The sequence below is a fragment of the Shewanella sp. ECSMB14102 genome, assembly GCF_000813075.1.
GTDB lineage: Bacteria > Pseudomonadota > Gammaproteobacteria > Enterobacterales > Shewanellaceae > Shewanella > Shewanella indica.
The window spans coordinates 24,621-50,447 of the sequence record NZ_JWGX01000043.1; the positions used below are offsets into that span (position 1 = coordinate 24,621).

The following is a 25,827-nucleotide window of genomic DNA, read 5'->3' on the forward strand; positions in this document are numbered from 1 at the left end:
TTTAATCCCTCAACGATGCGTTGAACTCAGACTTGAGTGCAGAAACCACTGTATCAACCATCTCAGCAATCTCTTTTTCCTCAAGTGTACGAGTGTTATCTTGTAACGTAAGTGCGATCGCCAGACTCTTTTTGCCCTGCTCTACACCTTTACCTCGGTATACATCGAACAAGTTTAAGCCAACCAACTGATTTTCGCCAACTTTTCTTATCAGCGTCATCACTTCACCTGCGGCGACTTCTTCATCAACCACTATGGCGATATCGCGGCGATTGGCTGGAAACTTAGACACAGCCTGGGCTTGCGGCAATTTAGCCTGCAGCAAGGCGTCCAATTCCAGCTCAAAAACTATGGTTTTGCCATTCAGCCCAAAAGGCTTCTCGAGGCTGGGATGGACTGCACCTATATAGCCTATGACCCGATCATTTCTCAATATTTCAGCACATTGCCCCGGATGCATAGCCGGATGCTGCGCTCCTTTAAAACTAAATTCAGCTTCGGAAACTGTCAAGCCAATAATGGCTTCTAAATCACCTTTAAGATCGAAGAAATCAACGGTTTTCGACTCCATGCTCCAGTGTTCATCGCTCTGGGGGCCGGCGATCACCGCGCCCAGCATGGTTTGTTGTCTTACGCCGGATTCTGCTTGTACATCAGGAATAAAGCGTAAACCTGTCTCAAACAGGCGTACACGAGCCTGCTGACGGGCCTGGTTGTAACCCACGGCATTCAGCAATCCGGTGAACATGGACAGGCGCATGGCCGACATTTCACTGGAAATCGGGTTAGGCAATACCATAGCGTCGCTGTCAGGGTGAACCAGTTTTTGCAGCTTGGGATCCACAAAGCTGTATGTGACGGCCTCCTGGAAACCCCGTGCCACCAACAAAGCTCTTACCCGGCTCAATTTAAGATCCGACTCTTTATGATCTGTCATAGACAGACGCGCCAGCGGGGCTGTGTTCGGAATGTTGTTATAGCCGTAAATCCGGGCAACTTCTTCAATAAGATCTTCTTCAATTGCCATGTCGAAACGGTAAGTGGCGGTTTTCACCTGCCAGTCACTGCCCTGTTTTACAACTTGGAAGCCCAATCGGGTCAGAATTTGTTCAACATCTGTGTCATCGATATGATGTCCGAGCAGTTTGTCCAGTTTGCTGCGGCGCAGTTTAATGTCGGCAGCCTTTGGCAGATGCGCTTCGCTCTTGGCTTCAACCACAGGACCGGCTTCGCCGCCACAGATATCCAGCACCAAACGGGTGGCTCTGTCCATGGCTTTATGCTGCAGCTCTGGATCAACACCGCGCTCAAAGCGATGCGAAGAGTCGGTGTGCAATCCAAGACGACGGGCCTTGCCCATGATAGCCAGCGGCGCGAAGAAAGCACACTCAAGCATGATATCGCGGGTTTGCTCGCTGACACCGGAAACCTCACCACCGAAGACACCGGCCAGGGCCAATGCCTGGCTGTTATCGGCAATCACCAGGGTATCGGCTGGCACAGTAATTTCGTTGCCATCGAGCAGAGTCAGTTTCTCTTCACCGTTACCCAGGCGTACCTTGATACTGCCGTCAATCTTGTCCAAATCGAAAGCATGCATCGGCTGGCCGAACTCAACCAACACATAGTTGGTGATATCCACGATAGGGTCTATAGAACGAATACCGCTACGGCGCAGCTTTTCCACCATCCAATCAGGCGTTTGCGCCTTGACATTGACATTACTGATAACCCGGCCCAAATATCTTGGACAGGCTTCCGGGTTGGCGACCTCTATTTCAACTGTACGCTCACTACTGACACTGGCGGCTTCCCAACTTGGCTCGGTCACGTTCAGTCGGTTGAGCACGCCCACTTCGCGGGCCAGTCCCACCATACCCAGGCAATCGGCGCGGTTAGCGGTAAGATCCACATCGATAATCACGTCATCGAGCTGCAGATATTCGCGAATATCTGTACCAATAGGCGCCTCCAGCGGCAGTTCAATGATGCCGTCGCTTTCAATATCTATGCCCAACTCGCCATAAGAGCACAGCATGCCGTGTGAAGCTTGTCCACGCAGTTTGGCTTTCTTGATCTTGAAGTCGCCAGGCAGCACAGCACCGACAACGGCCACGGCAACCTTGAGTCCCTGACGGCAGTTAGGGGCGCCGCAAACAATATCCAGCAGCTCTTCGCCACCGACATTGACCTTGGTAACCCGCAGCTTGTCGGCATCGGGGTGTTGACCACATTCAACCACCTCACCCACTACCACGCCGGAAAAGTCACCGGCTACGGCAATGACATCGTCCACTTCCAGGCCGGCCATGGTGATTTGATGAGTTAATTCGTCACGGCTAATCGCAGGGTTAACCCACTCACGAAGCCAGGATTCACTGAATTTCATAATACTAAAGCTCCGTTATTTGAATTGCTTGAGAAAACGCAGGTCGTTTTCGAAGAAGGCACGCAGGTCGTTGACACCATAGCGCAACATGGCCAGACGCTCGACACCCATACCAAAAGCAAAACCGGAGTATTTATCAGGATCGACTCCCACACCGCGCAGCACATTCGGGTGAACCATGCCGCAGCCGAGCACTTCCAGCCAACCATTCTTGCCTTTTACATCCACTTCGGCAGACGGCTCGGTAAAGGGGAAGTATGAAGGACGGAAACGAATCTCCAAATCCTCTTCAAAGAAGTTACGTAGGAAGTCGTGCAAAATGCCTTTCAGCTCGGCAAAGTTTACATTCTCGTCCACCAGCAGACCTTCCACCTGATGGAACATAGGCGTGTGGGTCATATCATAGTCATTACGATAGACTCGGCCGGGAGAGATGATTCGCAACGGCGGTTTTTCCACTTCCATGGTGCGAATTTGCACCCCTGAAGTCTGGGTACGCAACACTAACTTGGGATTGAAGTAGAAAGTATCGTGATCAGCCCGAGCTGGATGATGCTCAGGAATATTCAAGGCATCGAAGTTATGATAATCATCTTCGATTTCCGGCCCCTGTACGACACTAAAGCCCAACTCACCAAAAAAGCTTTCAATTCGTTCTATGGTACGGGTGACCGGATGTAAACCACCATTATCCAGGCGACGTCCCGGCAGGGTGACATCGACTTTCTCTGTCTGGAGTTTCTGTTCCAACTCGGCGGCTTTCAGCCCTTCAATGCGCTGATTGAGGAACTGCTGTACCTTTTGCTTGGCTTCGTTGACCTTCTGGCCGAAGGCGGGCTTTTCTTGTGGACTCAGGGTCGCCATCAACTTCATCATGTCGGTGATCTTGCCCTTCTTGCCAAGATAATCGACGCGGATGTCATCGAGGATTTTCAGATCACTGGCCCCTTCGATGGCGGCTAAGGCCTGTTCTACGATCTCAGTTAACTGCTGCATCTTCTCTTCCAGTGCATGCCGGCCCGTAGGCGGCGATTTTGGTGTCTGTTTGAATTAAAACAGTAAAAGCGTGAAATTTTACGTTAGCCACGAGTCTTTGACCAGTGTCATGAGGCATTTTAGCAAATGAATTGCCTAGAAAAAGTGCTTTTTTTAACCATTGATGTCCTGAGGCGGATGAGTTGTGGTGTCCGAAGGTAAAAAGTCGCCAACAAACCCGGAAAACCACAGAAGCCTGGCGCGTCTGTGATAAGCTCGCCCCACGGTCAACTCCTCTTCGCAACTCAGTGTCCACAGATAGTAAAAAGCCAGCAGATCAGAAAGCGACGACAAACACTCAGGCAGAAGATACCGCCAAGGTCGGCATTCGCCTACGTGATTATCAGCAGCAAGCCGTAGATGCTGCAGTACGTTATTTCCGCGCTCAGTCTGGCTCGGCTGTGATAGTGCTGCCCACGGGAGCCGGCAAGAGTTTGGTGATTGCTGAGCTGGCCCGCATCGCCAAAGGCAAGATACTGGTACTGACCCATGTCAAAGAGCTGGTCGCCCAAAACGCCGAAAAAGTTGCTCTGTTGACCGATGAAGCCAGCATCTACTCGGCCGGACTGAGGCAAAAGCTCACCCAAGGCAAAACCGTTGTCGCCAGCGTGCAATCCGCCGGGCGCAACCTGGAAGCCTTTGACAGCCACTACTCCCTGGTAGTCATAGACGAGTGCCACAGAGTGAGCCTTGAGCAAGACAGCCAGTATCAACAACTGCTTGAACACCTCAAATCCCACAACCCCAAACTTAAGCTGCTGGGATTGACGGCCACCCCTTATCGCCTTGGACTGGGATTTATCTATCGCCGCCACTATCACGGCCGGGTTGGTAATCCCGACCGAGGGATTTTCGATGACTGCATTTTCGAGTTGCCCTTAAGGCCCCTCATTAAGCAGGGCTATCTGACACCGCCCAGGCTTTACGATGGCCTGAGCGCTCAGTATGACTTCAGCAGCCTGCCGAGCAACGGCAATGGAGAATACGATGAGGCCAAGGTCGATGCCCTGCTCAGTCACAATGGCCGCGCGACCAAGGCCATTGTTAACCAGCTAAGACAACTGGCCAACACCCGCAAGGGGGTGATTATTTTTGCAGCCACAGTGCGTCACGCCGAAGAAGTGCTAACACTACTGGCTGACGAACAGGCAGCGCTCATCACAGCGACCACAGAGATGCAGCAAAGGGATGCCATCATCCGCGCCTTTAAAGCCCAGAAACTTAAGTTTCTGGTCAATGTAGCAGTGCTCACAACAGGGTTTGATGCGCCCCATGTGGATCTTATTGCCATCATGCGGCCTACGGCATCTGTAAGCCTGTTTCAACAGATGGTTGGCCGCGGCCTGAGACTGGCCGAAGGCAAACAGGACTGTCTGGTCATAGATTATGCCGCCAGCGGCTTTGATCTCTTCTATCCCGAGGTTGGCACTCCCAAGCCAGCGGCAAACTCGGTGCCGGTGCAGGTTCCCTGCCCCGAGTGTGGTTTTGCCAATATCTTCTGGGGCAAGACGGATGAGGATGGTGACATCATCGAACACTTCGGCCGCCGCTGCCAGGGACTGTTGCAGGACAATAATCAATGCAGTTATCGCTATCGCGCCAAATCATGCCCGGATTGCGGCGCCGAAAACGATATCGCTGCCAAGATTTGCCACCAGTGCCAATCGACCCTGGTCGACCCGGACAAACGCCTCAAAGAGGTGTTGTCAAAACAGCATCACCACCTGTTCAAAGTGCAGCAAATGTTGCTGCATGCCGAAGAGGGGCGTCTCAGAGTTCAGTATCTGGATTACGACGGCAATGACTTCAACCAGTATTTTAAAATGGAGACCAGTGCTCAACGCCGGGCACTGTTTGCTTGTTTTATCCACCCCCACAGTAAAACACCCGGGCTGAATCTGCCAAAATACAGCCAACCACAACAAGTTGTCGAAGATGCGGCGCGATTTCGGGCGCCGGACATGCTGCTGCTGAAAAAACAGGCGCGGCGCTGGGATTTATTGCAAACTTTCTTTGATTATCAAGGCAGGTTTCAAACCGAAAAATCATTCCTGGGATCAAGCAACTTAGCATAGGCCTTTAAGCTGTGGTATAACTGCTGCAAATCAAGTCCATGGGAGTCAATATGTTTGTAGTTATTTTCGGTCGTCCAGGTTGCCCATATTGTGTACGTGCAGTGCAACTTTCTGAGCAACTGGCAGAGAAGCGTGATGATTTCAAGTTTAAGTATGTCGATATACACGCCGAAGGCATCACCAAGGCCGATCTGGAAAAAACCGTAGGCAAGCCGGTTGAGACTGTGCCGCAGATCTTTGTCGACAAAGAGCACGTCGGCGGCTGCACTGAATTTGAAGCCTACGTCAGAGAAAACAACCTGCTTTAATCCAAGTTACACTTCCCAATCAAGGACGATACCTTTTATGCTCAAAAGCAAGGGTATCGTCCTGCATCCAACCTTTTCTGCCTCAATCGAACGACAACTTCAAAAGCAAACAGTTAAGCCGACCTACTGCGAGTAACTCCGTGATTATGTATGCCCGTTTCGTTACAGCGGGTGTTGTCAGTGTCTTGCTTGCCAAGGAGTAGATAGACAGCAATTTTGTTTTTAAAGCACTCTCAAGCGCCATAGAGCTCAGCATCTATGCGGTTTGTTCAGGAAGCCATATTCCCGGTAGCAGCCTTTTCCGATTTGCCATCGACCTGCTCAAGCGGCAACAGCAAAATCATCGAAGTACCTATACCATTGACTCCTCTTGAAACCCGCACGCTCCCCCCCAATACTTCAGTGGTCAAATGATGCACTATATGCAGCCCAAGCCCGGTGCCGCCGCTGTTGCGTTTGGTAGTATAAAAGGGGTCAAACACTCGCTGACGATCCTGATCTTCAATCCCGACACCATTATCCATCACACAGATCTCAACCTTATGCTGAAGTTTACGGGCGCAGATATGGATCTCTCCCCGCTCAGTATCTTCAAAAGCATGGATGAGTGCATTGTGCACCAGATTCTGAAGTACCTGCCCCAAAGGTCCAGGATAACTGTGCATATGGATATCCGAAGGAATATCAGTGGTCAGCTTATGATGACTGTGTTTCCACTGACCATGATTTAGCGCCAGAATGTCCGTCACCAACTCATGCAACCAAAAGGCTTGCCGGTCAGCATTAGCTCTGTCGGCAGCTACCTGACGAAACTGTTGAATAAGCAGTGCCGAGCGTTTGAGATTGCGTTCGGCCAGAGTCAAACCTTCCTCCTGGTATTGAATAAATTCCTCCAGTTGCGAGCGTTTGATAGTACCGTTGTGATAATCCCGCTTGAGTTCACCTAGCCTGTCATTGAGTGCAGTAACACACAGCATTGCCGCACCAATAGGTGTATTGAGTTCGTGAGCTACCCCGGCCACCATCAAACCCAAGGATGATAATTTTTCGGTACGAACCAACTCCTGCTGCGATGCCTTCAACTGAGCCAGCGTCATTGCAAGCGCCGCGTTACTTTGCTGTAACTCATGAGCCTTGTCTTCCAAACGCAGGTTGGAGCGCGCTAAAAACGCTCCCAGCAAAGTCATACATAAAAAAACTACTGCACCAACGCCGGCGTAGAGCCGTTTTAATCTGGCTTGAATGAGCAGTGGCTGTTCATCATGAGATAGGGTGTAAAGTATGGGTACCTTGCTGTCACCGTTCAGTATTGGCGCCACGCGGGAGAAAGTCCACATCCCGGTTTCATCGATAAACTGCCCTTGTTGTTCCTGTTGTATACGCCGCCAAACTTCAGGATGGACAACTGCCAGGCGCTGTTCAGGAGCGTCGAACATAAAACCCCACTCTCTGTGACCCAAAGTTGACAGCAACCAATAGCCTTCAGCATTCAGCAACATCGTCTTACCGGATTGGCGCAAACGTTCAAGTAAACCACTGCCATCCAGGTTCAATAGTGCCAGCCCGAGCTCCTTGCCGTTACTATCCATTACCTTGGTAGCAGCACGTAAGGTGGGTCGATAGGGGATCTCTATTTTACCGGCTTCGATATTGAGATCGAAAGGAGAATAATAAACCGCCCCCGAAGCCAAACGCTTGGCCTCAATGACATAATAGCGCGATGATTTATCCTGTAATGCATCTGCAGCGACAACTCGCCTTTGATTATCTATATAGTCAACCCTCACCCGCTCAACGCCGGAATTTCCAATCCAGCGCACTTGCATATAGCTGGGATAGGCGCTGCTGAAGTCAACAAATAGACGCTGCAATAATTCCAGCTGTTCAGTATCACCAAGCCTGTTATCAGCTAATACCGATGCGGTCATCTTTGATAGTAAACTGACGTCCTGATGAACTCTGGTAAGCGTGGCGCCGAGTACCAGAGTATCTCTATCTACCAGTTCCTGCTGGGCATAACGCACCTGATCTATCTGCCATTGAGAGGCATAGTGATACATAAGCCAGCTTCCAAGGGGCACCAGTAACCACCAGGGCAGCAAATAACTCACCCAAGTCAGCCAAGAGTTTCGCCTTGTTCGTCCTAAAGATACGCCCTCAGAGTTCGGCGGTGCCATTAAAGCTTGTTCGGGCAAATCTATCGACATAAGCAAGATTCCATTCAGCGATTATTGAGCCATTGCAATAACTCATCCAATGGCATGGCCTTGCCATACAACCATCCTTGACCTATGTGGCAACCATGTTCTCTGAGCCAATTAGCCTGGCTGTGAGTCTCAACCCCTTCGGCAACAACCGAAATATTCAGTCGCCTTCCCAATTCAATAATCATTGATGCCAGGAAGCGACTGCGTTCATCTTCATCCAACCTGGCGACAAAAGTCATATCTATCTTCAGGTGATCGGCAGGCAGTTGCAGCAAATATTCGAGTGATGAAAGACCTGTGCCGAAGTCATCTATCGCCACTGTACCTCCCGAAGTTCGGTGACGCTGGAGAATATTGGCGACCTGTTGAAAAGACTGCATCATAGCGGTTTCAGTGACTTCCAAACACAGTCGGCTCGGCTCCACCCCGGCCAGACGACATTGTTGTTTGAGCCGGTCTAAAACATCCGGCTTATCCAGTTGCCGGGCGGAATAATTGACGCTGATCAGAATATCGCTAAACCCCGCCAGATCGAGTGCATGCACAGCCTGACAGGACAAAGCAACTACTATGTCGCCTATCCCGTGAATGTAGGACGACTGTTCCGCCAGCGGAATAAAGGTGCCGGGTGGCACCATACCCTCTTCGGTCTGCCAGCGTAATAAAGCCTCAACCCCAACAACCTCACCAGTATTGAGGTCTATCTGTGGCTGGTAATGCAACACAAACTCCTGACGTTGAATCGCGCTATGTAAACGCTGCATCAATTTGAACCTGTGTGCCGCTTGATGTTCAAATTCAGGATCAAACGCCTGTATGCTGCCGGGGCCTCTGGACTTGGCATTTCTCAGCCCTGTACCGGCTGTTCGTAAAAACTCCGCGGGATCCTGTCCAAGACTGATAGCCAAAGAGACTTCAGTCATACAGGCGGTCAGAATATGGCGACTATTATCAATTTCAAAGGGTGCACCAAACACCTCTTGGGCCTTGTCAATATTGACCTGTTCTTTATGGCCGATAATGGCAAACAGATCCGAGTGTAGTCTTCCTATGACTATCGGTTGAGGAAATGCCTCCTGTAACCTTTGAGCCACAGCCTGTAATACCTGATTACCGAATACACAGCCAAATAAATTGTTGAGCCCGGAAAAATGATCGAGATCCAGTAGCAGCAGGTTATGGGCATCAGCGCTGGACATGGCCTGCAACCTGGACAATTCACGCAGCAGTGCACTGCGGTTGGGAATACTCAACAACTCATCCTGATAAGCCACTTTATCCAGCCGGCTAATCAAGGCTACATTGCCAAAACCTTTGGAAACATTGGCCGCAAAGACTTTAAGCAACTCCATCTCGGTATCATCCAGCGTGCGGTTAGTAGCCACATAGATGGCAAACTCAGCCAGTGCTGCCGATTTGGGGAAAAATAGCACCTGACTTTCATCGGTACTGACAAAACGTTTTTCCCTGAGTGCCTGCTCAACCATGGATTGAATAGTCGGATCCGGCAATTCCCTCAAGGCACGATTAATATACTGACGAAAACGACCACTACAGGCTATGGTCAAGGGTTCATAGATCTCCTGACCAGAGCTATCCATTGCGTGGGAACCACGATTAACACAAACCAAGCCTTCGTCGGCGACATTGATGAGATTAGCAATTTCACTCAAAGTCACAGAGGCTATCTGCGTAAGCGTCCTCAGCCCCAGCAAACGATTGCTGGACTCCACAATGAGCTGCAAACCACGACGAGCAGAAGAAATAGTCTTGAGATGATGATAATTACGTACTGCACCTGTGAGTATATTGCGTATCCCACGGTTGGCGAGATCTGACTTGAGCACATAATCAGACAAGTCATAATCCTGCATCACAGATTCGACCGGCGCCATTCCTGGCTGGCCGGTCAAGAGTACGAAACGGGTATCGGATATTCCCAGCAAATCCCGCACAGCTTTGACTAACCTGAGACCGGCATCTTCGGTTTCCATCACGACATCAACCAACACCACAGCAAAGTCGGCATCTTTTCCCAATAAGCTGGATGCCTCTGCCATGCTGTAGGCTTGTATGAGTTCAAGGGGACGTCCCATTAATGTCATTTTATTAATGGCAAAACTCAGTGAATTCTGGAATTTGACATCATCATCCACCGCCAAAATACGCCACATGGCGTCGCGTTGATGAGTTTCTTCCGGTGATGTTTCAGATGAAAACAGTAAATCATCTAGCATAGTTACTAATCCCTCAGTCACTTTGTCCACACTTGCTTTGGGACAAAACCAGCAGGAGACCATTTCCCTGCCCGGTACTCAGCACGGTTTAACTCTCGGTTTAGCTCCTCCCGAGTCTACAATCCAGCTCATTTAATGCTAAAGCTGTTACAGTTCAATTCGGCATTAAGCCTTTTTCAATACAGTACGCTATGTGTGATTTAAAGTGTAATCCACTTTTGGCTTAGTGCCGGTTAACCAACGGAATAACAGTGTAAATTTTTTATCTGCTGCGTTACCCTTGAACTCAACAGCTTCAAATTATTATCAAGTACCCATAAACTTGTTACCCGACAAGAACCAAAGCTGCACTCTGAGCGCCTTATCATTTTTTTATTCAACCTACTTTGTTACCCTGCACGTTATTTAGGATTTGTGGCCTGTCCTGTGAGGCAGTAAAGCCCGTTAATCCTCTATTTTGCTCAGTCATCCACAAGGACGTCATATGATCCGCGCATTTACAATGGAAGACATGCCAACTGTATTGAAGATCTGGCTAACAGCCTCTATCGATGCCCATCATTTTATTGCCGCAAAATTTTGGCAAGAACAGTTGGATAACATGCGCCAATTTTATATTCCTGCGGCAGAAAATTATCTCTATCAGCATGGTACCCAAGTGCTCGGCTTCTACTCTCTCTATGAGGACAAGTTGGCAGCGTTATTTGTTAAACCCGAAATGCAAGGGTTAGGGATCGGCGGTCATTTACTTGAACATGCCAGGCAACAAAGAGAGCGGTTGACGCTGAACGTCTATTGTGACAACCAAGCCAGTGTCAATTTTTACCGGCACAAGGGCGCTGTGATAATTGGCGAACAAACCTGTCCTTATACAGGCCACAAAGAATACAACATGCAACTAACAAGTTTAAACGACTTAAGTACTTGCACAAAAAAGAGCTTTCCCCCGCCATAGGTCAAGGGAGACAGAGTTCATAAAATAAGGAACGGAAACAATGAAAGATCAGCCCAGTAGAGTGCTTCTCTTGGCCGATGTTCAAAACATCTACTACACCACCAAACAAGTTTTCGGTCGAAACCTGGACTACAACCGGCTTTGGTCCAAAGTCACTGATCAGAAACAGCTGGTGAGAGCATTTGCCTACGCTATAGACAGAGGTGATAAAAAACAGCGCGAGTTTCAAAATATCCTGCGGGCCATTGGCTTTGAGGTGAAGTTGAAGCCCTTTATCCAACGCGCTGATGGAACAGCCAAAGGTGATTGGGATGTGGGAATAACCATAGATGCGTTGGAATATGCCGATGCTGTGGACATTGTGGCACTGGTTTCCGGGGACGGTGATTTCGCCTTGTTGGCCGAAAAGCTACGTCAAAAAGGCAAACGAGTTGAAATCTATTCCGTTACTGAATTAACCTCGATGCTCCTGCTCAATGCCGCCAGCGACTTCTGTCCCATTGACGATGATTTGTTACTCAAATGAAAATGGACAACCAACCTGGCAGATAAATAGCTAGAACGTTGGCAGTAAGCCAGACCTAGTCTCATCTAGTGAGGCGACTCGAGCGTCAGCAAACTGCCAGCAACATCATTCCAAATGATAACCTGCCTTGGAAACTCATCTGAATAAAAGGCAAGTAGTTAGTTGTCTCGCATGACCCATGGACTGATCACTGCAGGAGCCGAGTCAAATTTTACTACTTCAATTTGGCTGAGTTCCTCATTACTGAGTTCGTAGCGCTTACCCAGCGTTTGATAGCGCCCATCGAGCCAAGCACCATTTTCACTGCCGGTAAATTCAATATTAAGACCTGAAATAGGCTTGGCAAAATACTTCATCGGAAATCCTTGCATCTGCTTCAGGGCTTCATTCATTTGATTACTGATGTCTCTCAGTTCATCGCCGCTGTACTCCTGTTTGGGAGTACGACCCCTGAGCTGCATACCAATGCCGCAGCCTTGCCCATCTCCAGCCAACTCAAGGTTAATCAGGGCTCTGGCACCCTTGAGCTTTTCATCGAAGGGAATAAACAACCTCTGACTGGCATCAAATGTCAGAGGAAAACGTTCAGTTTCTGTGCTGATACTGCCATTTTTTAATTGACAGTTTTCGGTTTCAGGAACCGTAAAAGCCAGATCAATAAGTGGATAATTGCCTTTATTCATCACTTTCATCCGCGCGTAAAAGTCGGCATAGTTCAAAGACACCTGACTGGCCATCAAAGAGGGGGACAGCAACAATAACGTACTAAACAGCAGTTTTTTCGACATGGTTTTCCACCAAATATTCTTCGTTGTGACGCAGCATATCCAATAATTCGTCAATGTAGGCTTCCTGGCGCTCCGAATAGTTTACCAGGCCATAAACCAACTTCTCTGCCGTCAGGGGTTCCTGTTGACTACGGAGATCGGCACGTATGGAACGAAACAAAGAATAGGCTGCATTGGAATTAAGATTACGCATATAAGAAGCTACTGAGTCGTCGACCGATTTGAATACGGCCACTTCATGGGACATGCCTTCAGAGCGCGACTGTGGAACCAAACCGCAACCTTTTTTGAAACACCACTGACCAAAAAAATTGAGCCCTTCACGGGCAAACCGAGAACTGCCCCAGCCGGTTTCGTTGGCTGCCTGGATAAGCACCATAGATTCCGGGATCACATCAACCCGACGCAGCAATTTATTGATGCTGTCGCTATCGATAGCACGCATGGCATATTGATACTTTTCTGCCAGACGCTGAATACGATATTGCTCGGCATCATTAAGCTGATGTTGGTTTTGCAAGTGCTTTTGCACCTGTTCGAGAAATTTACGCTCCTCAGCGATAATGCTATTTTGCTTTTGCACCGCCGGACGCAAGAAGTCAAAAAACGCCTGCTTCTTATCGCTGACATTACCTATGCTGCTGAAATCTGGGATCAAGCTGATACCCAATTGGTTCTTTATCAGTGGTGCTGAACTCTGCTCGGCAGTTTTCAAACTAGGTATCAGGTACACCCTAAGTGCCAATACCGACAGTATTACCAAAGCCAAAGCCAGGGTAAATGAGCCAAGTTTTCCGGTTTTCAATCAGTCTTTCCTTTTGCCGGTTACCCAAAAGTTAAGGGGAAAATTTCCGCATTATATGTCAGATATCACTTTTCACAAAATAGCTCTCTGACTCTTATGCAGCATTGGTGTAGAATGTTCAAGTTCAAAGCGACGGCAAGGATCAGCTATGCAAAGGCAGTTATTCAGTCAATATCAGCAAGTTGTTGCTATTGGTGGAGGCCATGGGTTAGGAAGAGTCCTATCATCCCTGGCTTTTCTCGGCGATCGACTAACAGGCATAGTTGCGACCACAGATAACGGTGGCAGCACAGGCAGATTAAGAAACAGTAATGACTGTATCGCCTGGGGCGATCTACGTAATTGTCTCAGCCAACTGGCGCATAAACCCTCTGTCGGTTCCTTATTATTTGAATACAGATTCGATAGCCAGGATGAACTCAATGGTCATAACCTGGGCAACCTTATCCTGGCAGCATTGGATCAGCTCTGTGTCAGGCCCCTCGAAGCGATTAATCTTATCCGCGGCCTACTTAAAATTGACACCCGCCTATATCCCATGTCTGAACACCCTACTCACTTGCTGGCGCTTGACGCCTCAGGGAGCAAAGTGTTCGGTGAGCTGGAGGTCGACAGCATGGCTGAGCGCCCGGTGGCGATGAATCTTGAACCTATGGTCAAAGCCACAGAAGAGGCCATAGCGGCGCTGAATGTAGCCGAACTGATTATTCTAAGCCCGGGCAGTTTTCTCACCAGCCTGATGCCACCTTTGTTATTGCCAGAGCTGGCAACAGCGATTAAATACAGTCAAGCCAGAGTGGTATTTATCGATAATCTGAAACCTGAGGCGTCAGTGGCCGGAGAGCTGAGTTTGGAGGCAAAGTTGAATTGGTGTCAGCAACTGATAGGCGCAGGGCGTATCGATGCTGTACTGTGTCATGGCCAACCATATCAGGACGGATTAATTTATCGCTCGCCGCTGGCCGATCCACTCCAGAGTGGTTGTCACGACAGAGACGCCTTGGTCAACGCTTTGGTACAGACTTTACAGCCGAAAAAACTTATTGCTTGAATAACGATAAACTATAGCCAAACAGCAAAAAGGACAGCAAAAGCTGTCCTTATCAAGTTTTGGCAAAATCCAGCAGGTTTAGAGCACCTTGGCTATCGCCTTACAAATAACCGGCATATTACTCTTGGTCATCCCGGCAACACTAATACGGCCAGAGCCGACAATGTAGACGCCAAACTCATCTTTCAGCTTGGCAACTTGTTCCTTGTTAAGTCCTGAGAAGCTAAACATGCCATTTTGACGGGAGATAAAGCTGAAGTCGCGATCGACACCTTCAGCCTTGAGGCTCTCGACAAACAGAGCTCTCATACTGGCTATACGTTGACGCATTTCAGTCAATTCTTGCTGCCACAGCGTATTGAGCTCACTATCGTTAAGAATAGTACTGACAATCATGGCACCATGAGCCGGCGGGTTGGAGTAGTTGGCACGAATGGTGCGCTTAACCTGACTGAAAGCCCGTGCAGCGCACTCATTGTCTTTGGCCACCAGAGTCACGGCACCGATACGTTCATTATAAAGCCCGAAGTTTTTCGAGAAAGAGTTGGCCACCAGCAGCTCAGGCACCATGGCGGCAACAGCTCTGAGGCCTTGGGCATCTTCTTCAATTCCTGTGCCAAAGCCCTGATAGGCAAAATCAAACAGAGGCACCAATCCGTTTTCGGCACACAGTTTGGCAACTTGCTGCCATTGATTGATATTCAGATCGATACCGGTCGGGTTGTGGCAACAGCCATGCAGCAGCACAAGATCACCCTCAGTCGCCTGTTGCAGATCTGTCATCATGGCATCGAAGTCGAGATCGTGGGTTTCTGCCTGATAATAACTGTACTCTTTGATCTCAAGCCCGGCGGTTTCGAAGATGTTCTTATGATTGGCCCAGGTTGGGTTGCTGATCCAGATAGTTTTGCTGTCTGTATTGCTAAGGACAAACTCGGCAGCGACCCGCAATGAGCCTGTACCTCCCGGAGCCTGAGCCGTTACTGCCCGGCCAGCGGCGATTATGGCGCTATCTATACCGAATAGCAGTTGTTGAACCGCTTGATTATACAGGGCAACCCCTTCGATACCGAGATAGCTCTTGGTCTTTTCCTCTTCGAGCAACTTGGCTTCTGCCAACTTGACCGATTTGAGTACCGGGGTCTGGCCAGCCTCATCCTTATAAATGCCAACACCCAGGTTGACTTTATCCGTGCGGGGATCGGCTTTAAAAGCCTCAGTTAAACCAAGAATGGGATCGGCCGGCGCGGCGGTAATCTGAGAAAAAATCATGACAGCTTTCCTGTAATTGGACATGTAGGGACAAATCGGCTCCATTTATACCATTGTCCTCGCCCAGGTTATAGTCTCTTTGGCAGATTCTGAGCCATTTAATTTATTACTTGAAGGATATTCACTCGAAAGCGGGATTTGCCATGGATATGATAAGAAAATAGCGGGCTGATTGAGTGGAGATAACGGTAACACCAACTTAGAACCATAATCAAAAACTGTAACCTCTGTAATCCAGCCCCTGTAGTGGTCGAGTTGAATTGATCATTATCAATCTAGGACGAAAAATACTCAGGGACAGCCCTTATGCCTGGGGCTAAAAACCCTACGGTCTTCAGAATAACAACTAGCTTGGATAAAAATATGGAAATCACATGAAAAGGCCCGCCTGTTTGCACAAGCGGGCGTCTCTGGATCTGGCAAAGGTGCAGGGATTTGAACCCTGCATGACGGCGCTATAAACCCAGCAACCCTCAAAGCGGTGCCAAGCTAATCGCTATCATCAAAACTCAGATACGAAAAAGCCCGCCTGTTTGCACAAGCGGGCTTCTCTGGAGCTGACAAAGGTGCAGGGATTTGAACCCTGCATGACGGCGCTATAAACCCAGCAACCCTCACAGCGGTGCCAAGCTAATCGCTATCATCAAAACTCAGATACGAAAAAGCCCGCCTGTTTGCACAAGCGGGCTTCTCTGAATATGGCGGAGGAGCAGGGATTTGAACCCTGGATGGGCTATAAACCCATGCCGGTTTTCAAGACCGGTGCATTCAACCACTCTGCCACCCCTCCGGAACGGCGCAAATATTATAAGCTCCCTAAGCCGTTGTAAACCCTTATTTCTAAAAATATGTTCATATGCCCAAATCTCAGCCATCCGAAAGATTCAAACGGAACTCATATCGCACAATAAAAGCCGCTCCAGAATGGAGATTTACCATGCCGCTCCGTCACCCCTGTGGTAAAATCAGCTTATCTTTAAATGACTTTGAGCCACAATGAAGCCTAGCTTGATCCCGGCCGGGGCCCTTACCCCTCAATACTCCAATCTGCAGCTTCCCACATCGAGCCAACTGACAGATCTATTACTTGGACAGGAAAGAGTCATAGAGGCCTTTGGCCTGCTGCAAACTTTATCAGGACAACAACTTTTCCTGGCAGATTTCCAGGGTATCCACCGCGTTTGGCTATTTAAAGCCCTGAGCGCCCAGAGCAAGATGCCGATGCAATACTTGAGCGGTCGCATCACCCGGGCGCAGCTACTCGGCCATCAGGATAGTCAACAACAAAGGCAACCGGGTGCCCTCACAACGCCAGGAATACTCTTTATCTGCGCCGAATCCCTGTGGAAACGTGAGCCTTTATGGGAGCTATTATTAGATGCCATTGAAAAAGGTGGTTTCGAGCTTCAAGGGCAATGGCAGCCACTTCAAGCCAAAGTTGTATTGGTGGGCTCGAGTCTGCTCTACAGCGAACTCAGGTTCCACGAACGCAGATTTAGCGAGTTATTTGCCCTGCTTGGCGAACTGGTATTTGAAGTAGACCTGCAAAAAGTCGCTATCAATGACTATGTAGTCTGGTTGGCAGAACTGGCAAAACTCAGCCATTGTCAGTTGACAGAGTCGGCCTTACTGCCTCTGCTCAGATACAGTAGTCGCCTGACAGAGCATCAACAACGTTTGAGCCTCGCCAGCGCAGATTTGGCACAAGTGTTCGCTGAAGCTACTTTTTATAGCCAAGGACAAGCGCTGGATGCCAACGCCATTGAACATGCCTTGGCACAACGCCAACAACGGCATAACGCCCAAGAGCAGCAGTCGGCACAAAATCTTGATGACGCCTTCATCTATTTGCCAACTGAAGGCGCTATGGTGGGGCAAATTAACGGCCTGACTGTAATAGACACCTTGGATTATTGCTATGGCGAGCCGGCCAGGATAACGGCATCGGTGCACTATGGAGATGGTGAAGTCGCCGATATTGAACGGAAATCTGAGTTGGCGGGTAATATCCACGCCAAGGGAATGATGATCCTGTCCGCGTGTCTCTATCGGGTATTTGGCCGCGATGCACCCTTGCACCTCAATGCCAATATCGTATTTGAGCAATCCTATCAGGAAATTGATGGTGACAGCGCCTCTCTCGCCGAATACTGCAGCCTGATCTCGGCCATAACCGAACAGCCGATAGACCAAGGACTCGCGGTAACCGGCGCACTGGATCAGTTTGGTAATGTACAGGCAATTGGGGGCGTCAATGAGAAGATTGAAGGCTTCTTCAAACTCTGCGCGAGGCGCGGCTTGACCGGCAGCCAGGGAGTAATTATGCCCAAGTCCAATGTGCAGCAACTCAACCTGACACCCGATGTTATAACAGCGGTAGAACAAGGATTATTCCAGCTCTACGAAATCACTCATGTAGACCAAGCCGTCACTCTGCTGATGGGAATAAAAGCCGGGGAAGCCGACGAGGACAACAACTTCCCAGAGGACACGCTTTACGGCATGGTTCAACAACGACTGGACAGATTGGCAGGTAATCTTGATGAAGAACCAAGCTATTTTGCGAGGTTACTGGCAAGATTGCCATTTTTTAATCAATAACTAGCTGATCGGAGTTGTTTAGCTTACACCTGTTCGCTAATCTTGGCGGCACTTGAAGAAGGATGTGGTAACAACAATGACTAAAGTAAACAGTTTCAACAAAGAAGAACTTATCGCCTGTGGCCATGGTGAGATATTTGGCAAGAATTCCCCTCGCCTCCCCGTGGATAATATGTTGATGATTGACCGAGTTGTCACCATCAACGATAACGGCGGCACCTTCGGCAAAGGTGAAATTGTTGCAGAGCTGGATATCAATCCGGATCTCTGGTTCTTTGGCTGTCATTTTGTTGATGATCCTGTTATGCCTGGTTGCCTGGGGCTGGATGCCATGTGGCAACTGGTTGGTTTCTTCCTTGCCTGGGAGGGCGCTGTGGGTAAAGGCCGTGCACTTGGTGTAGGCGAAGTCAAATTTACCGGCCAGGTGCTGCCAGGCGCCAAGAAGGTAACTTATAGGCTGAATATCAAGCGCACCATACACCGTAAACTGGTGATGGGCATTGCCGATGCAACTTTGGAAGTAGATGGCCGCGAGATCTACTCGGCCACGGATCTGAAAGTAGGTGTGTTCAGCGATACTTCCACCTTCTAAAGTAGAGAATTCAAACAACAAGGTCGGCAATTGCCGACCTTGTTGTTTTCAGAGATGCATAAAAATGCCCTCTTCTGAGAGGGCAATCTTGCTGAATTACTTACTGAACAGGCCGCTTATCCGGCCTTCTACCCCTTCGCGCCAACCTCCTAGCCACTGGGAGCGAGAATCAAGATTCGAATAAGGACAAAGCTCCTTGGAGCGGCCGCCGACACCGGCTTGGAATCCCTTCGAAAAGGCTCGGTCTAAACGATCTCGTTTTTGTCTCTTCATGCAAGCGTCCTCTGTACTATTTTACATAGAAGCATCAGCTTCACTTGCTATGAATAGAACTTTTCAACGCCGAGATCAATCAAAAAATCGCCAATTATAGCGAAGAAATTTTAAACTATTGAGATCCTGATTAAAAAAAATCGGCGCCTTTTAGGCGCCGATCTCACAGGCTTAAACCAAGCTTAAATTTTACGTCTGCGCCACCAGATAAGCGGCAGCAATGCCAACCAACCCAAACTGGCCGCACCGGAACGCTCAAACGGCTTATCAATATCACCGTCGTCCACCTGAGTACAGGCTTCCCCACTGCCACTGGGCTTAAGAACAACCATACGCGGCAGATAAGAAGTCACTGGCTGACCGTTGCCATTAAGCTCAAACAGCGGCTTGCCGTTTTCACCAATTACCAAATTACCTTTTTCATCAAACTGATAAGAAGGCTTACGGATAAAGGCAGTACCGACTATGGTGCCTTCCTCATTGATGCTGTTGGCTTCCACCACCACTATGTCAGTGTTGTAGGTCAGGGTTTTGCCTGAACCGTCCTCAACACTCACTTCATGACGTTTCCAGTTGCCTTCGGCATCTTTCTCATAGCCTTTTGATTCACAGGTCAGCAACTTATTGAGATTACTGAACTCACCGGACTCTTTATCAAACAGGAAGCCCACTTTCGGCCTTGGTTTATCTTTGTCATGGGTTGACTCAATATAACCCACGACCTGACCTTTGTTGTTGATATCTCTGGGCTTGCTGGAGAGATCCGACATGGTGCTATAGAAATCATTGGGGGTAACCGGCTTGGTTTCCGGGGTGTTTGTATCGTAGATAAAGAACTTATCGCGGATATAACCTTGGATATATTTGTTGTAGCTACCAACCAAAATCCCTGCATCATTGATGTCATAGGCAATGGAGTTGCGCACATCATCATCGACAACCGGGATCCAATGGTACTTGTATTCACCATTGGCATCTTTACTCCAGTAAGCCGCATCCATTCTCAGGTTGTCTGAATCGTTATAACGATAAACATGGGAGCGTCCGGCAACAACCCCTGCGTTGTTCAGCCCCAGCCCCTGCGCGGTAAAGGTATAGTCTGAATCACCGGGTGTCAGACCAAGCGGTAACTCGGTACCGGTAACCGCGCCGTTCTCGTATTGCCAAACATAGGCTCGCATTTGGTACTGAATATTGCGGGTATTATTGGCATTAGGGTACTTTTCCCTTTGCAGACAAACATCCAGCGGCAACGTGTTGTCGTCGCTGAGACAAATAGCCACTCTCTCTGCCCCATATTTGCTGATAGCAGTGCTGGCATAACCGGCAATTTGGTTTTTACTGTTGATCGCAGAAGCCATCGACCAACCACCGAGCTCCGCTGTTTTATCATCTTTGGTGTAAGTGGTATAAGGCGGCAACAGCGGCACTTCAGTACTGCTGTCTTTAACAAAACCGCGCTGCTCAAAGTCACGGTAATACCAGTACTCCTGCCCTTCGGTTTCCCCGGTATAGTCAACCTTCTTCTCTTTACCTGTCATGGCACCAACACGAATACCGGCATCATTGATGTCATAGAGGAAACTATCAACCGAGTTGACGCTTGTAGGATCGGCTGGATCCGTATCAGCCGGCGGTGTGCTACCGTTGATACTCTCAAAATTAGGCGTCCAGGGACTCACAGGATCGTTTTCCTGGGAGTTGAAGGTGAAATTATTGGCAATGATGGGTTTATTAATGGAATAAGTGATCTTTTCCTCGGGAGCAATACCATCTTCAATGTCGATGATACCGTCATCATTGTCTACATCCGAGGTGCTGAGCTTTTTCTTGCCCTTAGCCACAGCGATGGCTTCATTATTGGCATTAACGCCCATACCGTAACCGGTGCGAGTATCGGTCAGGTTACCTTTGAGATCATATTCATCCAGGTTAACGACTTCATAGACAGGAGCCGCCTGCGATACCTGTAATACACTGATAACCCCCATGGCCACCAATGACAGCGCACTATTCAACTTCATTAATTTGATTCCCATTATAATTTTGTGCTCACTTCATTGACTCGAGTTCTTCCCAACGCTCGAAGTAAGCCTCCAGTTGCTGTTCTTTCTCTGCCAACTGTTGCAATTCGCTGCTCACAATAGTTTGATCCTGCGAATAAAAGTCCGGCTGATTGACGCGCTCCTGCAGCTGTTCCAGCTCCTGCTCCAGTGTTTCCATCAAGGCAGGTAAAGCATCCAACTCACGTTGAAGCTTATAGGAAAGCTTTTTGGCTGTCTTGGGTTCTGCAGTTTTTTGCGGCGCAACCTCCTGTTTGACAGGCTTAGCCGCCTCAGGTTCCTCAGCATCGCGATAGAAACGTGCCCCTTGGGCAACCGCATCCTGATAGCCGCCGACATATTCACTCCAACGGCCATTGCCGCTGAACCACCAGGAACTGGTGACTGTATTATCAATAAAGGCCCGGTCATGGCTGACAAGCAACAAAGTGCCTTCATATTCAGTGAGCAGAGACTCTAGCAATTCCAGTGTCTCTATATCAAGATCATTTGTCGGTTCATCGAGAATGATAAGGTTGGCCGGCCTAAGCAGCAACCTGGCCAGCAGCAAACGGTTCTTCTCACCGCCACTGAGCGCCTTGACCGGTGTGCGGGCACGCATGGGCGAAAACAAAAAGTCCTGCAGATAACTGAGGATATGCCTGTCTTTGCCGTTAACAGTAACAGTGCTCTTACCCTCGCCGACGTTCTCTTCAACCGTCTTTTCCGGATCCAAGGCTTCGCGGTATTGGTCAAAGTAGGCGACTTCCAGCTTGGTGCCCGTCTTGATTTCACCACTCTGCGGCGCCAACTGACCGATCAACAACTTGATAAGCGTGGATTTACCGCAACCGTTGGGGCCAATCAGCGCGATGCGATCGCCGCGCATCACGTTGGTGGAAAAGTCCCGCACCAGGTCCTTATCTGCCAGGTTGTAATTGAGATCCCGCACCTCAAACACCAACTTGCCGCTGCGCTCGGCGTCGGAGACCTGCATTCTGGCATTGCCCTGACGCTCCAGGCGGGCCCGGCGCTCCATTCTCAAGGCCTTGAGGGCCCTCACCCGACCTTCATTACGGGTACGGCGAGCCTTGATCCCCTGACGGATCCACACCTCTTCCTCGGCGAGTTTTTTGTCGAAATGCGCGTTTTGCTCAGCCTCAACCCTGAGCCACTCCTGCTTACCATCAAGATAGCTCTGGTAATCACCGGGCCAGGAGGTGACCACTCCGCGATCCAAATCGACTATGCGGGTGGCAATCTTTTGAATAAAGCCACGGTCGTGACTGATAAAGGCGATGGCGCCCTTATATCCCAACAGAAACTGTTCCAGCCATTCTATGGTGTCGATATCCAGGTGGTTGGTTGGCTCATCGAGCAGTAACAAATCTGGCTCGCTCACCAAAGCTCTGGCCAGGGCGACTTTACGTTGCCAGCCGCCAGAGAGTTCAGACAGAGGCTTATCCGGGTCCAACCCCAGCAATCGGCAGTTTTGCTGAATACGGTTGTCGAGCTGCCAACCATCGAAGTGATCCAGCTTGGATTGCAACCGCTCGAGGTTTTTCAGCATTTTCTCGAGCGCTTCACCCTGGGCCTTGGCCATAGACTGCGACAGCTGATGGTATTCTTCGAGCAGTTGGCCCACATCTGCAAGACCGGCGGCAATATAGGAATAGACAGTGCCCTGCTCCGCTTTGGGTGGGTCCTGTTGCAAGCGGCTGACTTTCACATCGGTGGCGATATTGAACTCACCATCATCGAGCAGGACTTCTCCTGCCAACACCTTCAATAGGCTGGATTTGCCGGCACCATTACGGCCGACAATACAGACCCGCTCGCCGGCTTCAATACTGAAATCTGCCTGCTGTAGCAGAGGGGTATAACCATAGGCAAGCGAGCCATTATTGATACGAACCAGACTCACATTATGCTCCTGTAAAGCGTTTTACTTGCTGTTCATCAAAGGGCCAACAGAGTTCTTCACCCTGGCGATTGGCCAACACAGGAATAAGCACGCCATAGCGCTCGGCAAGCGTTTCTTGCTCGCAAATATCCTGGGTGCGATAACGAATATTAAGGCCATCGAGCAAGGCCACGGCCAACTCACACAGGTGGCAACCATCTGTGTGGTATAGGGTCAATGGCGTCTCAGGCATGGGTGATCAACCAAGTATTATGAATATGCGGATTGCGCTTGTAATCCATTGGCAACATCTGGGCATCCATATTGGTGACTGACATACCCTGAGCCGCCATGGCTTCGATATCCATTTTGAACTTACGTTTATTGTTGGAAAAGATTATCTCTCCGCCAGGATTGAGCAGTTTGAACAGATCAGACAATAACTTGACGTGATCGCGCTGCACATCGAATGAGTCTTCCATCCGTTTGGAGTTGGAGAAGGTTGGCGGATCGATAAAGATAAGATCGAACTTGCGGTCACAATCGCGGATCCATTGCAGGCAATCGCCCTGCTCGAAACGGTACTGTTTGCCAATCAAACCATTGAGCACAAAGTTATCCTTGGCCCAGTTAAGGTAAGTGTTGGACATATCCACAGTCGTGACCGACTTGGCACCGCCAAGCCCGGCGTGCACCGACGCGGTTCCCGTATAGGCGAACAGGTTGAGTACATCACGGCCGTTGGCTTTACTGCCCACCAGTTTGCGAATAAGCCGGTGATCGAGAAACAACCCGGTATCCAGATAGTCGGTCAGGTTGAGTTTGAAACGGGCACCATATTCCTGGGTAACCAGCTCCAGCTTTTCTTTGTCGAGCCGCTGGTACTGATTTGTACCCTTCTGCCGCTCGCGGGTCTTGAGGATGATCTTGTCCGGCTCTACACCTATGGCGCCGGGCAAAGACAGAAGCACATCAGTCAAACGTCGCTTGCTGACGGCTTCAGGTATGCTGGCAGGCGCTGCATACTCTTGAATCACCACATAATCGATATACTTGTCGATAGCGACATTATATTCAGGAATATCTGCGTCATAGAGGCGATAACTGTCGATCCCCTCTTTACGGGCCCACTTATCCAATTGTTTCAGATTCTTTTTCACCCGGTTGGCAAAGGCACTGGCGATGTCACTGACCTCAGCCCCCGACTGCTCGGCTGCCACCGCCGCCCTGCGGGTAGAATTGGCATGCAGGGTATAGAGGTTAAAGGCGCACTCAAGTGCCCCGTTGAACATCTTCATCTGCTTGTCGGCCTTGAGCTTAAGCGATGAGATCAATTCGATATCACTGCAAAGCAAGGCCACTTGCCAACCACCGAACTCACGCTTGAGCTTGTCGCCAAACTGATAGTAAAGCTGCAACAAGGAGGAGACATTGCCCAAACGCTCGCCATAAGGCGGGTTGGAGATCAATAAGCCTTTGTCCAGCGGTGGCGTAATATTGAGAGCATTGGCAACACTGAACTCGATCAGATCACTGACACCGGCGCTCTTGGCATTACGTTTGGCCAGCGCCACCATGCGCGAGTCTATGTCCGAGCCGAAGAACTTCACTTCACAACGGTTCTTGCCTATGCTGGCGCGCGCTTTGGCTTCCTCGACTATGCTTTGCCAAAGTTTGGCGTCATGGCGATGCCAGTGCTCAAAGCCAAAGCGACTGCGTTGCAGTCCGGGGGCCATATCGGCCGCTATCATAGCCGCCTCAATCAACACAGTGCCACTGCCACAAAATGGATCCAGCAAAGGCGTTTGTTTATCCCATTGGGCGCGGGCCAACATGTTGGCAGCGAGATTCTCTTTCAATGGCGCCTCACCGGTACCGCTGCGATAACCACGTTGATGCAGCGCCGGCCCGGAGAAGTTCAGCGCTATGGTTACCTGGCCGTTACGGTAGTGAGCATCGATTTTGAAGTCGGCATCAACACGTTGCACATTGGGACGGTTAAGATCATCTTCGCGGAAACGATCCACCACAGCATCTTTAATCTTGAGGGCCCCGAACTGGGTGTTCTTGATAAAACCGCCCATGCCGTGAAAGTCGATACTAAAGGTACAACGGTTGTCAAAGTGGCTCGGCCAGTCGATACAGAAAGCAGCATTATAAAGCTGTTCTGCTGAGTCACAGGGCCCGCGATGCAATATAAGAAGAATACGGCTTGCCAATCTGGTCCAAAGAGTAATGCGGTATGCCTGCTCCAGTGGACAGGAAAAATAGACCCCGGCCAAACTTTCCTTGACCTCAAGCGCACCGAACTCGCGCAGTTCCTGCGCCAAAGCATATTCAAACCCCTTGGGGGCCGCCGCAAAAAAATTCAACATGAACTAACCAGATAGCAAAGCAAAAATGAATGGCGCATTATAACCATTGATCCAGGCAAAAGATAAAAACTTCCGTTTTCAGTACCGCTTTTCTTTCTCAACCACAGCAAAATTGTTTGAGTTGTAATCAACTGGTTTAATCTCCACGCACAGATGAATCAAATTTGAACACTCAATGGCATTTTGATGATTTGTCCTTGCATTGCCGCGCCTTGGTCGCTATAGTCCACCCCGCTTTGAAGGACGCCGGATGGAACAGCATGGTAACAAGCCGGGCTCAATTCTCTATAAGAGCCTCGAAGGTTGTCGGTTCATATCCAGCGCCGTAAGCAAATTCCTTAATGATGAATTCAAACTGATTAGCACAAATCGGACGCGGGATGGAGCAGCATG

Annotated in this window: 19 protein-coding genes and 1 tRNA gene; 7 read left to right on the top strand and 13 right to left on the bottom strand. The window is 49.5% G+C overall.

All coding sequences use genetic code 11. The features are described 5' to 3' along the window. Position 1: 1 nt before the first annotated feature. Complete coding sequence (gene pheT / locus RC73_RS14290) at positions 2–2,389, bottom strand: phenylalanine--tRNA ligase subunit beta (RefSeq protein WP_039035283.1); 2,388 nt, start codon at positions 2,387–2,389, stop codon at positions 2–4. A 15-nt stretch (positions 2,390–2,404) separates the two neighbouring features. Further along, positions 2,405–3,385, bottom strand: coding sequence for a phenylalanine--tRNA ligase subunit alpha (gene pheS, locus RC73_RS14295; RefSeq protein ID WP_039035284.1), 981 nt, complete (start codon positions 3,383–3,385; stop codon positions 2,405–2,407). A 365-nt stretch (positions 3,386–3,750) separates the two neighbouring features. On the opposite strand from pheS, the gene RC73_RS14300 reads away from it, so the two are divergent. Together RC73_RS14300 and RC73_RS14305 are read left to right on the top strand one after the other, a co-directional pair. Beyond that, positions 3,751–5,499 (top strand): DEAD/DEAH box helicase, encoded by a 1,749-nt coding sequence (locus RC73_RS14300; RefSeq protein ID WP_039035303.1) that lies wholly within the window; start codon positions 3,751–3,753, stop codon positions 5,497–5,499. Positions 5,500–5,549: 50 nt separating this feature from the next. After that, on the top strand, positions 5,550–5,807 hold the full coding sequence (locus tag RC73_RS14305; protein ID WP_025009626.1) for a GrxA family glutaredoxin: 258 nt from the start codon (positions 5,550–5,552) through the stop codon (positions 5,805–5,807). Between the two features lie 269 nt (positions 5,808–6,076). Here RC73_RS14305 and RC73_RS14310 read toward each other — a convergent pair whose 3' ends face one another. Together RC73_RS14310 and RC73_RS14315 are read right to left on the bottom strand one after the other, a co-directional pair. After that, positions 6,077–7,918 (bottom strand): sensor histidine kinase, encoded by a 1,842-nt coding sequence (locus RC73_RS14310; protein ID WP_160289581.1) that lies wholly within the window; start codon positions 7,916–7,918, stop codon positions 6,077–6,079. 110 nt (positions 7,919–8,028) lie between these two features. After that, on the bottom strand, positions 8,029–10,251 hold the full coding sequence (locus tag RC73_RS14315; protein WP_039035286.1) for a GGDEF/EAL domain-containing response regulator: 2,223 nt from the start codon (positions 10,249–10,251) through the stop codon (positions 8,029–8,031). Between the two features lie 484 nt (positions 10,252–10,735). On the opposite strand from RC73_RS14315, the gene RC73_RS14320 reads away from it, so the two are divergent. Together RC73_RS14320 and RC73_RS14325 are read left to right on the top strand one after the other, a co-directional pair. After that, positions 10,736–11,206 carry a GNAT family N-acetyltransferase gene (locus tag RC73_RS14320; RefSeq protein WP_052248208.1) on the top strand — a complete coding sequence of 157 codons (471 nt, stop codon included), beginning with the start codon at positions 10,736–10,738 and terminating at the stop codon, positions 11,204–11,206. A gap of 40 nt (positions 11,207–11,246) precedes the next feature. Then, positions 11,247–11,732 (top strand): LabA-like NYN domain-containing protein, encoded by a 486-nt coding sequence (locus RC73_RS14325; RefSeq protein WP_039035287.1) that lies wholly within the window; start codon positions 11,247–11,249, stop codon positions 11,730–11,732. A 158-nt stretch (positions 11,733–11,890) separates the two neighbouring features. Here the strand turns inward: RC73_RS14325 and RC73_RS14330 are convergent, their stop codons facing one another. Then, positions 11,891–12,520 carry a DUF2987 domain-containing protein gene (locus tag RC73_RS14330; RefSeq protein WP_039035288.1) on the bottom strand — a complete coding sequence of 210 codons (630 nt, stop codon included), beginning with the start codon at positions 12,518–12,520 and terminating at the stop codon, positions 11,891–11,893. Beyond that, complete coding sequence (locus tag RC73_RS14335) at positions 12,498–13,325, bottom strand: glucosaminidase domain-containing protein (RefSeq protein WP_039035289.1); 828 nt, start codon at positions 13,323–13,325, stop codon at positions 12,498–12,500. The genes RC73_RS14330 and RC73_RS14335 overlap by 23 nt, the downstream gene beginning before the upstream one ends. 148 nt (positions 13,326–13,473) lie before the next feature. On the opposite strand from RC73_RS14335, the gene yvcK reads away from it, so the two are divergent. Continuing rightward, positions 13,474–14,376 (top strand): uridine diphosphate-N-acetylglucosamine-binding protein YvcK, encoded by a 903-nt coding sequence (yvcK, locus tag RC73_RS14340; RefSeq protein ID WP_039035290.1) that lies wholly within the window; start codon positions 13,474–13,476, stop codon positions 14,374–14,376. A gap of 78 nt (positions 14,377–14,454) precedes the next feature. On the opposite strand, the gene RC73_RS14345 is transcribed toward yvcK, so the two are convergent. Further along, the gene (locus RC73_RS14345) at positions 14,455–15,648 is read right to left on the bottom strand and encodes an amino acid aminotransferase (RefSeq protein ID WP_039035291.1); all 1,194 of its coding nucleotides are present in this window, start codon (positions 15,646–15,648) and stop codon (positions 14,455–14,457) included. 699 nt (positions 15,649–16,347) lie between these two features. Next, positions 16,348–16,438, bottom strand: a tRNA-Ser gene (locus tag RC73_RS14350). 206 nt (positions 16,439–16,644) lie between these two features. On the opposite strand from RC73_RS14350, the gene RC73_RS14355 reads away from it, so the two are divergent. Then, positions 16,645–18,249 carry a Lon-insertion domain-containing protein gene (locus tag RC73_RS14355; RefSeq protein WP_039035292.1) on the top strand — a complete coding sequence of 535 codons (1,605 nt, stop codon included), beginning with the start codon at positions 16,645–16,647 and terminating at the stop codon, positions 18,247–18,249. Between the two features lie 76 nt (positions 18,250–18,325). Next, positions 18,326–18,841 (top strand): bifunctional 3-hydroxydecanoyl-ACP dehydratase/trans-2-decenoyl-ACP isomerase, encoded by a 516-nt coding sequence (gene fabA, locus RC73_RS14360; protein WP_039035293.1) that lies wholly within the window; start codon positions 18,326–18,328, stop codon positions 18,839–18,841. Between the two features lie 96 nt (positions 18,842–18,937). Here fabA and rmf read toward each other — a convergent pair whose 3' ends face one another. The 5 genes from rmf to rlmKL form a co-directional block, all read right to left on the bottom strand. Next, positions 18,938–19,114 carry a ribosome modulation factor gene (rmf, locus tag RC73_RS20165; RefSeq protein WP_082014336.1) on the bottom strand — a complete coding sequence of 59 codons (177 nt, stop codon included), beginning with the start codon at positions 19,112–19,114 and terminating at the stop codon, positions 18,938–18,940. Between the two features lie 182 nt (positions 19,115–19,296). Then, on the bottom strand, positions 19,297–21,138 hold the full coding sequence (locus RC73_RS14365) for a DUF3466 family protein (protein ID WP_039035294.1): 1,842 nt from the start codon (positions 21,136–21,138) through the stop codon (positions 19,297–19,299). 28 nt (positions 21,139–21,166) lie between these two features. Further along, entirely contained in the window at positions 21,167–23,080 is a 1,914-nt protein-coding gene (locus RC73_RS14370) for an ABC transporter ATP-binding protein (RefSeq protein ID WP_039035295.1), read from the bottom strand. 1 nt (position 23,081) lies between these two features. Beyond that, positions 23,082–23,312 carry a glutaredoxin family protein gene (locus tag RC73_RS14375; protein ID WP_039035296.1) on the bottom strand — a complete coding sequence of 77 codons (231 nt, stop codon included), beginning with the start codon at positions 23,310–23,312 and terminating at the stop codon, positions 23,082–23,084. Then, positions 23,305–25,434, bottom strand: a complete 2,130-nt coding sequence (gene rlmKL / locus RC73_RS14380; protein ID WP_039035297.1) for a bifunctional 23S rRNA (guanine(2069)-N(7))-methyltransferase RlmK/23S rRNA (guanine(2445)-N(2))-methyltransferase RlmL — start codon at positions 25,432–25,434, stop codon at positions 23,305–23,307. The genes RC73_RS14375 and rlmKL overlap by 8 nt, the downstream gene beginning before the upstream one ends. Between the last annotated feature and the right edge of the window lie 393 nt (positions 25,435–25,827).

What these genes read in the sequence shown, in the direction of transcription:
- pheT (WP_039035283.1), bottom strand. Translation starts at nt 2,389, where the DNA reads ATGAAATTCAGTGAATCCTGGCTTCGTGAGTGGGTTAACCCTGCGATT.
- pheS (WP_039035284.1), bottom strand. Translation starts at nt 3,385, where the DNA reads ATGCAGCAGTTAACTGAGATCGTAGAACAGGCCTTAGCCGCCATCGAA.
- RC73_RS14305 (WP_025009626.1), top strand. Translation starts at nt 5,550, where the DNA reads ATGTTTGTAGTTATTTTCGGTCGTCCAGGTTGCCCATATTGTGTACGT.
- RC73_RS14315 (WP_039035286.1), bottom strand. Translation starts at nt 10,251, where the DNA reads ATGCTAGATGATTTACTGTTTTCATCTGAAACATCACCGGAAGAAACT.
- RC73_RS14320 (WP_052248208.1), top strand. Translation starts at nt 10,736, where the DNA reads ATGATCCGCGCATTTACAATGGAAGACATGCCAACTGTATTGAAGATC.
- RC73_RS14325 (WP_039035287.1), top strand. Translation starts at nt 11,247, where the DNA reads ATGAAAGATCAGCCCAGTAGAGTGCTTCTCTTGGCCGATGTTCAAAAC.
- RC73_RS14330 (WP_039035288.1), bottom strand. Translation starts at nt 12,520, where the DNA reads ATGTCGAAAAAACTGCTGTTTAGTACGTTATTGTTGCTGTCCCCCTCT.
- yvcK (WP_039035290.1), top strand. Translation starts at nt 13,474, where the DNA reads ATGCAAAGGCAGTTATTCAGTCAATATCAGCAAGTTGTTGCTATTGGT.
- RC73_RS14345 (WP_039035291.1), bottom strand. Translation starts at nt 15,648, where the DNA reads ATGATTTTTTCTCAGATTACCGCCGCGCCGGCCGATCCCATTCTTGGT.
- RC73_RS14355 (WP_039035292.1), top strand. Translation starts at nt 16,645, where the DNA reads ATGAAGCCTAGCTTGATCCCGGCCGGGGCCCTTACCCCTCAATACTCC.
- fabA (WP_039035293.1), top strand. Translation starts at nt 18,326, where the DNA reads ATGACTAAAGTAAACAGTTTCAACAAAGAAGAACTTATCGCCTGTGGC.
- rmf (WP_082014336.1), bottom strand. Translation starts at nt 19,114, where the DNA reads ATGAAGAGACAAAAACGAGATCGTTTAGACCGAGCCTTTTCGAAGGGA.
- RC73_RS14365 (WP_039035294.1), bottom strand. Translation starts at nt 21,138, where the DNA reads ATGAAGTTGAATAGTGCGCTGTCATTGGTGGCCATGGGGGTTATCAGT.
- RC73_RS14375 (WP_039035296.1), bottom strand. Translation starts at nt 23,312, where the DNA reads ATGCCTGAGACGCCATTGACCCTATACCACACAGATGGTTGCCACCTG.
- rlmKL (WP_039035297.1), bottom strand. Translation starts at nt 25,434, where the DNA reads ATGTTGAATTTTTTTGCGGCGGCCCCCAAGGGGTTTGAATATGCTTTG.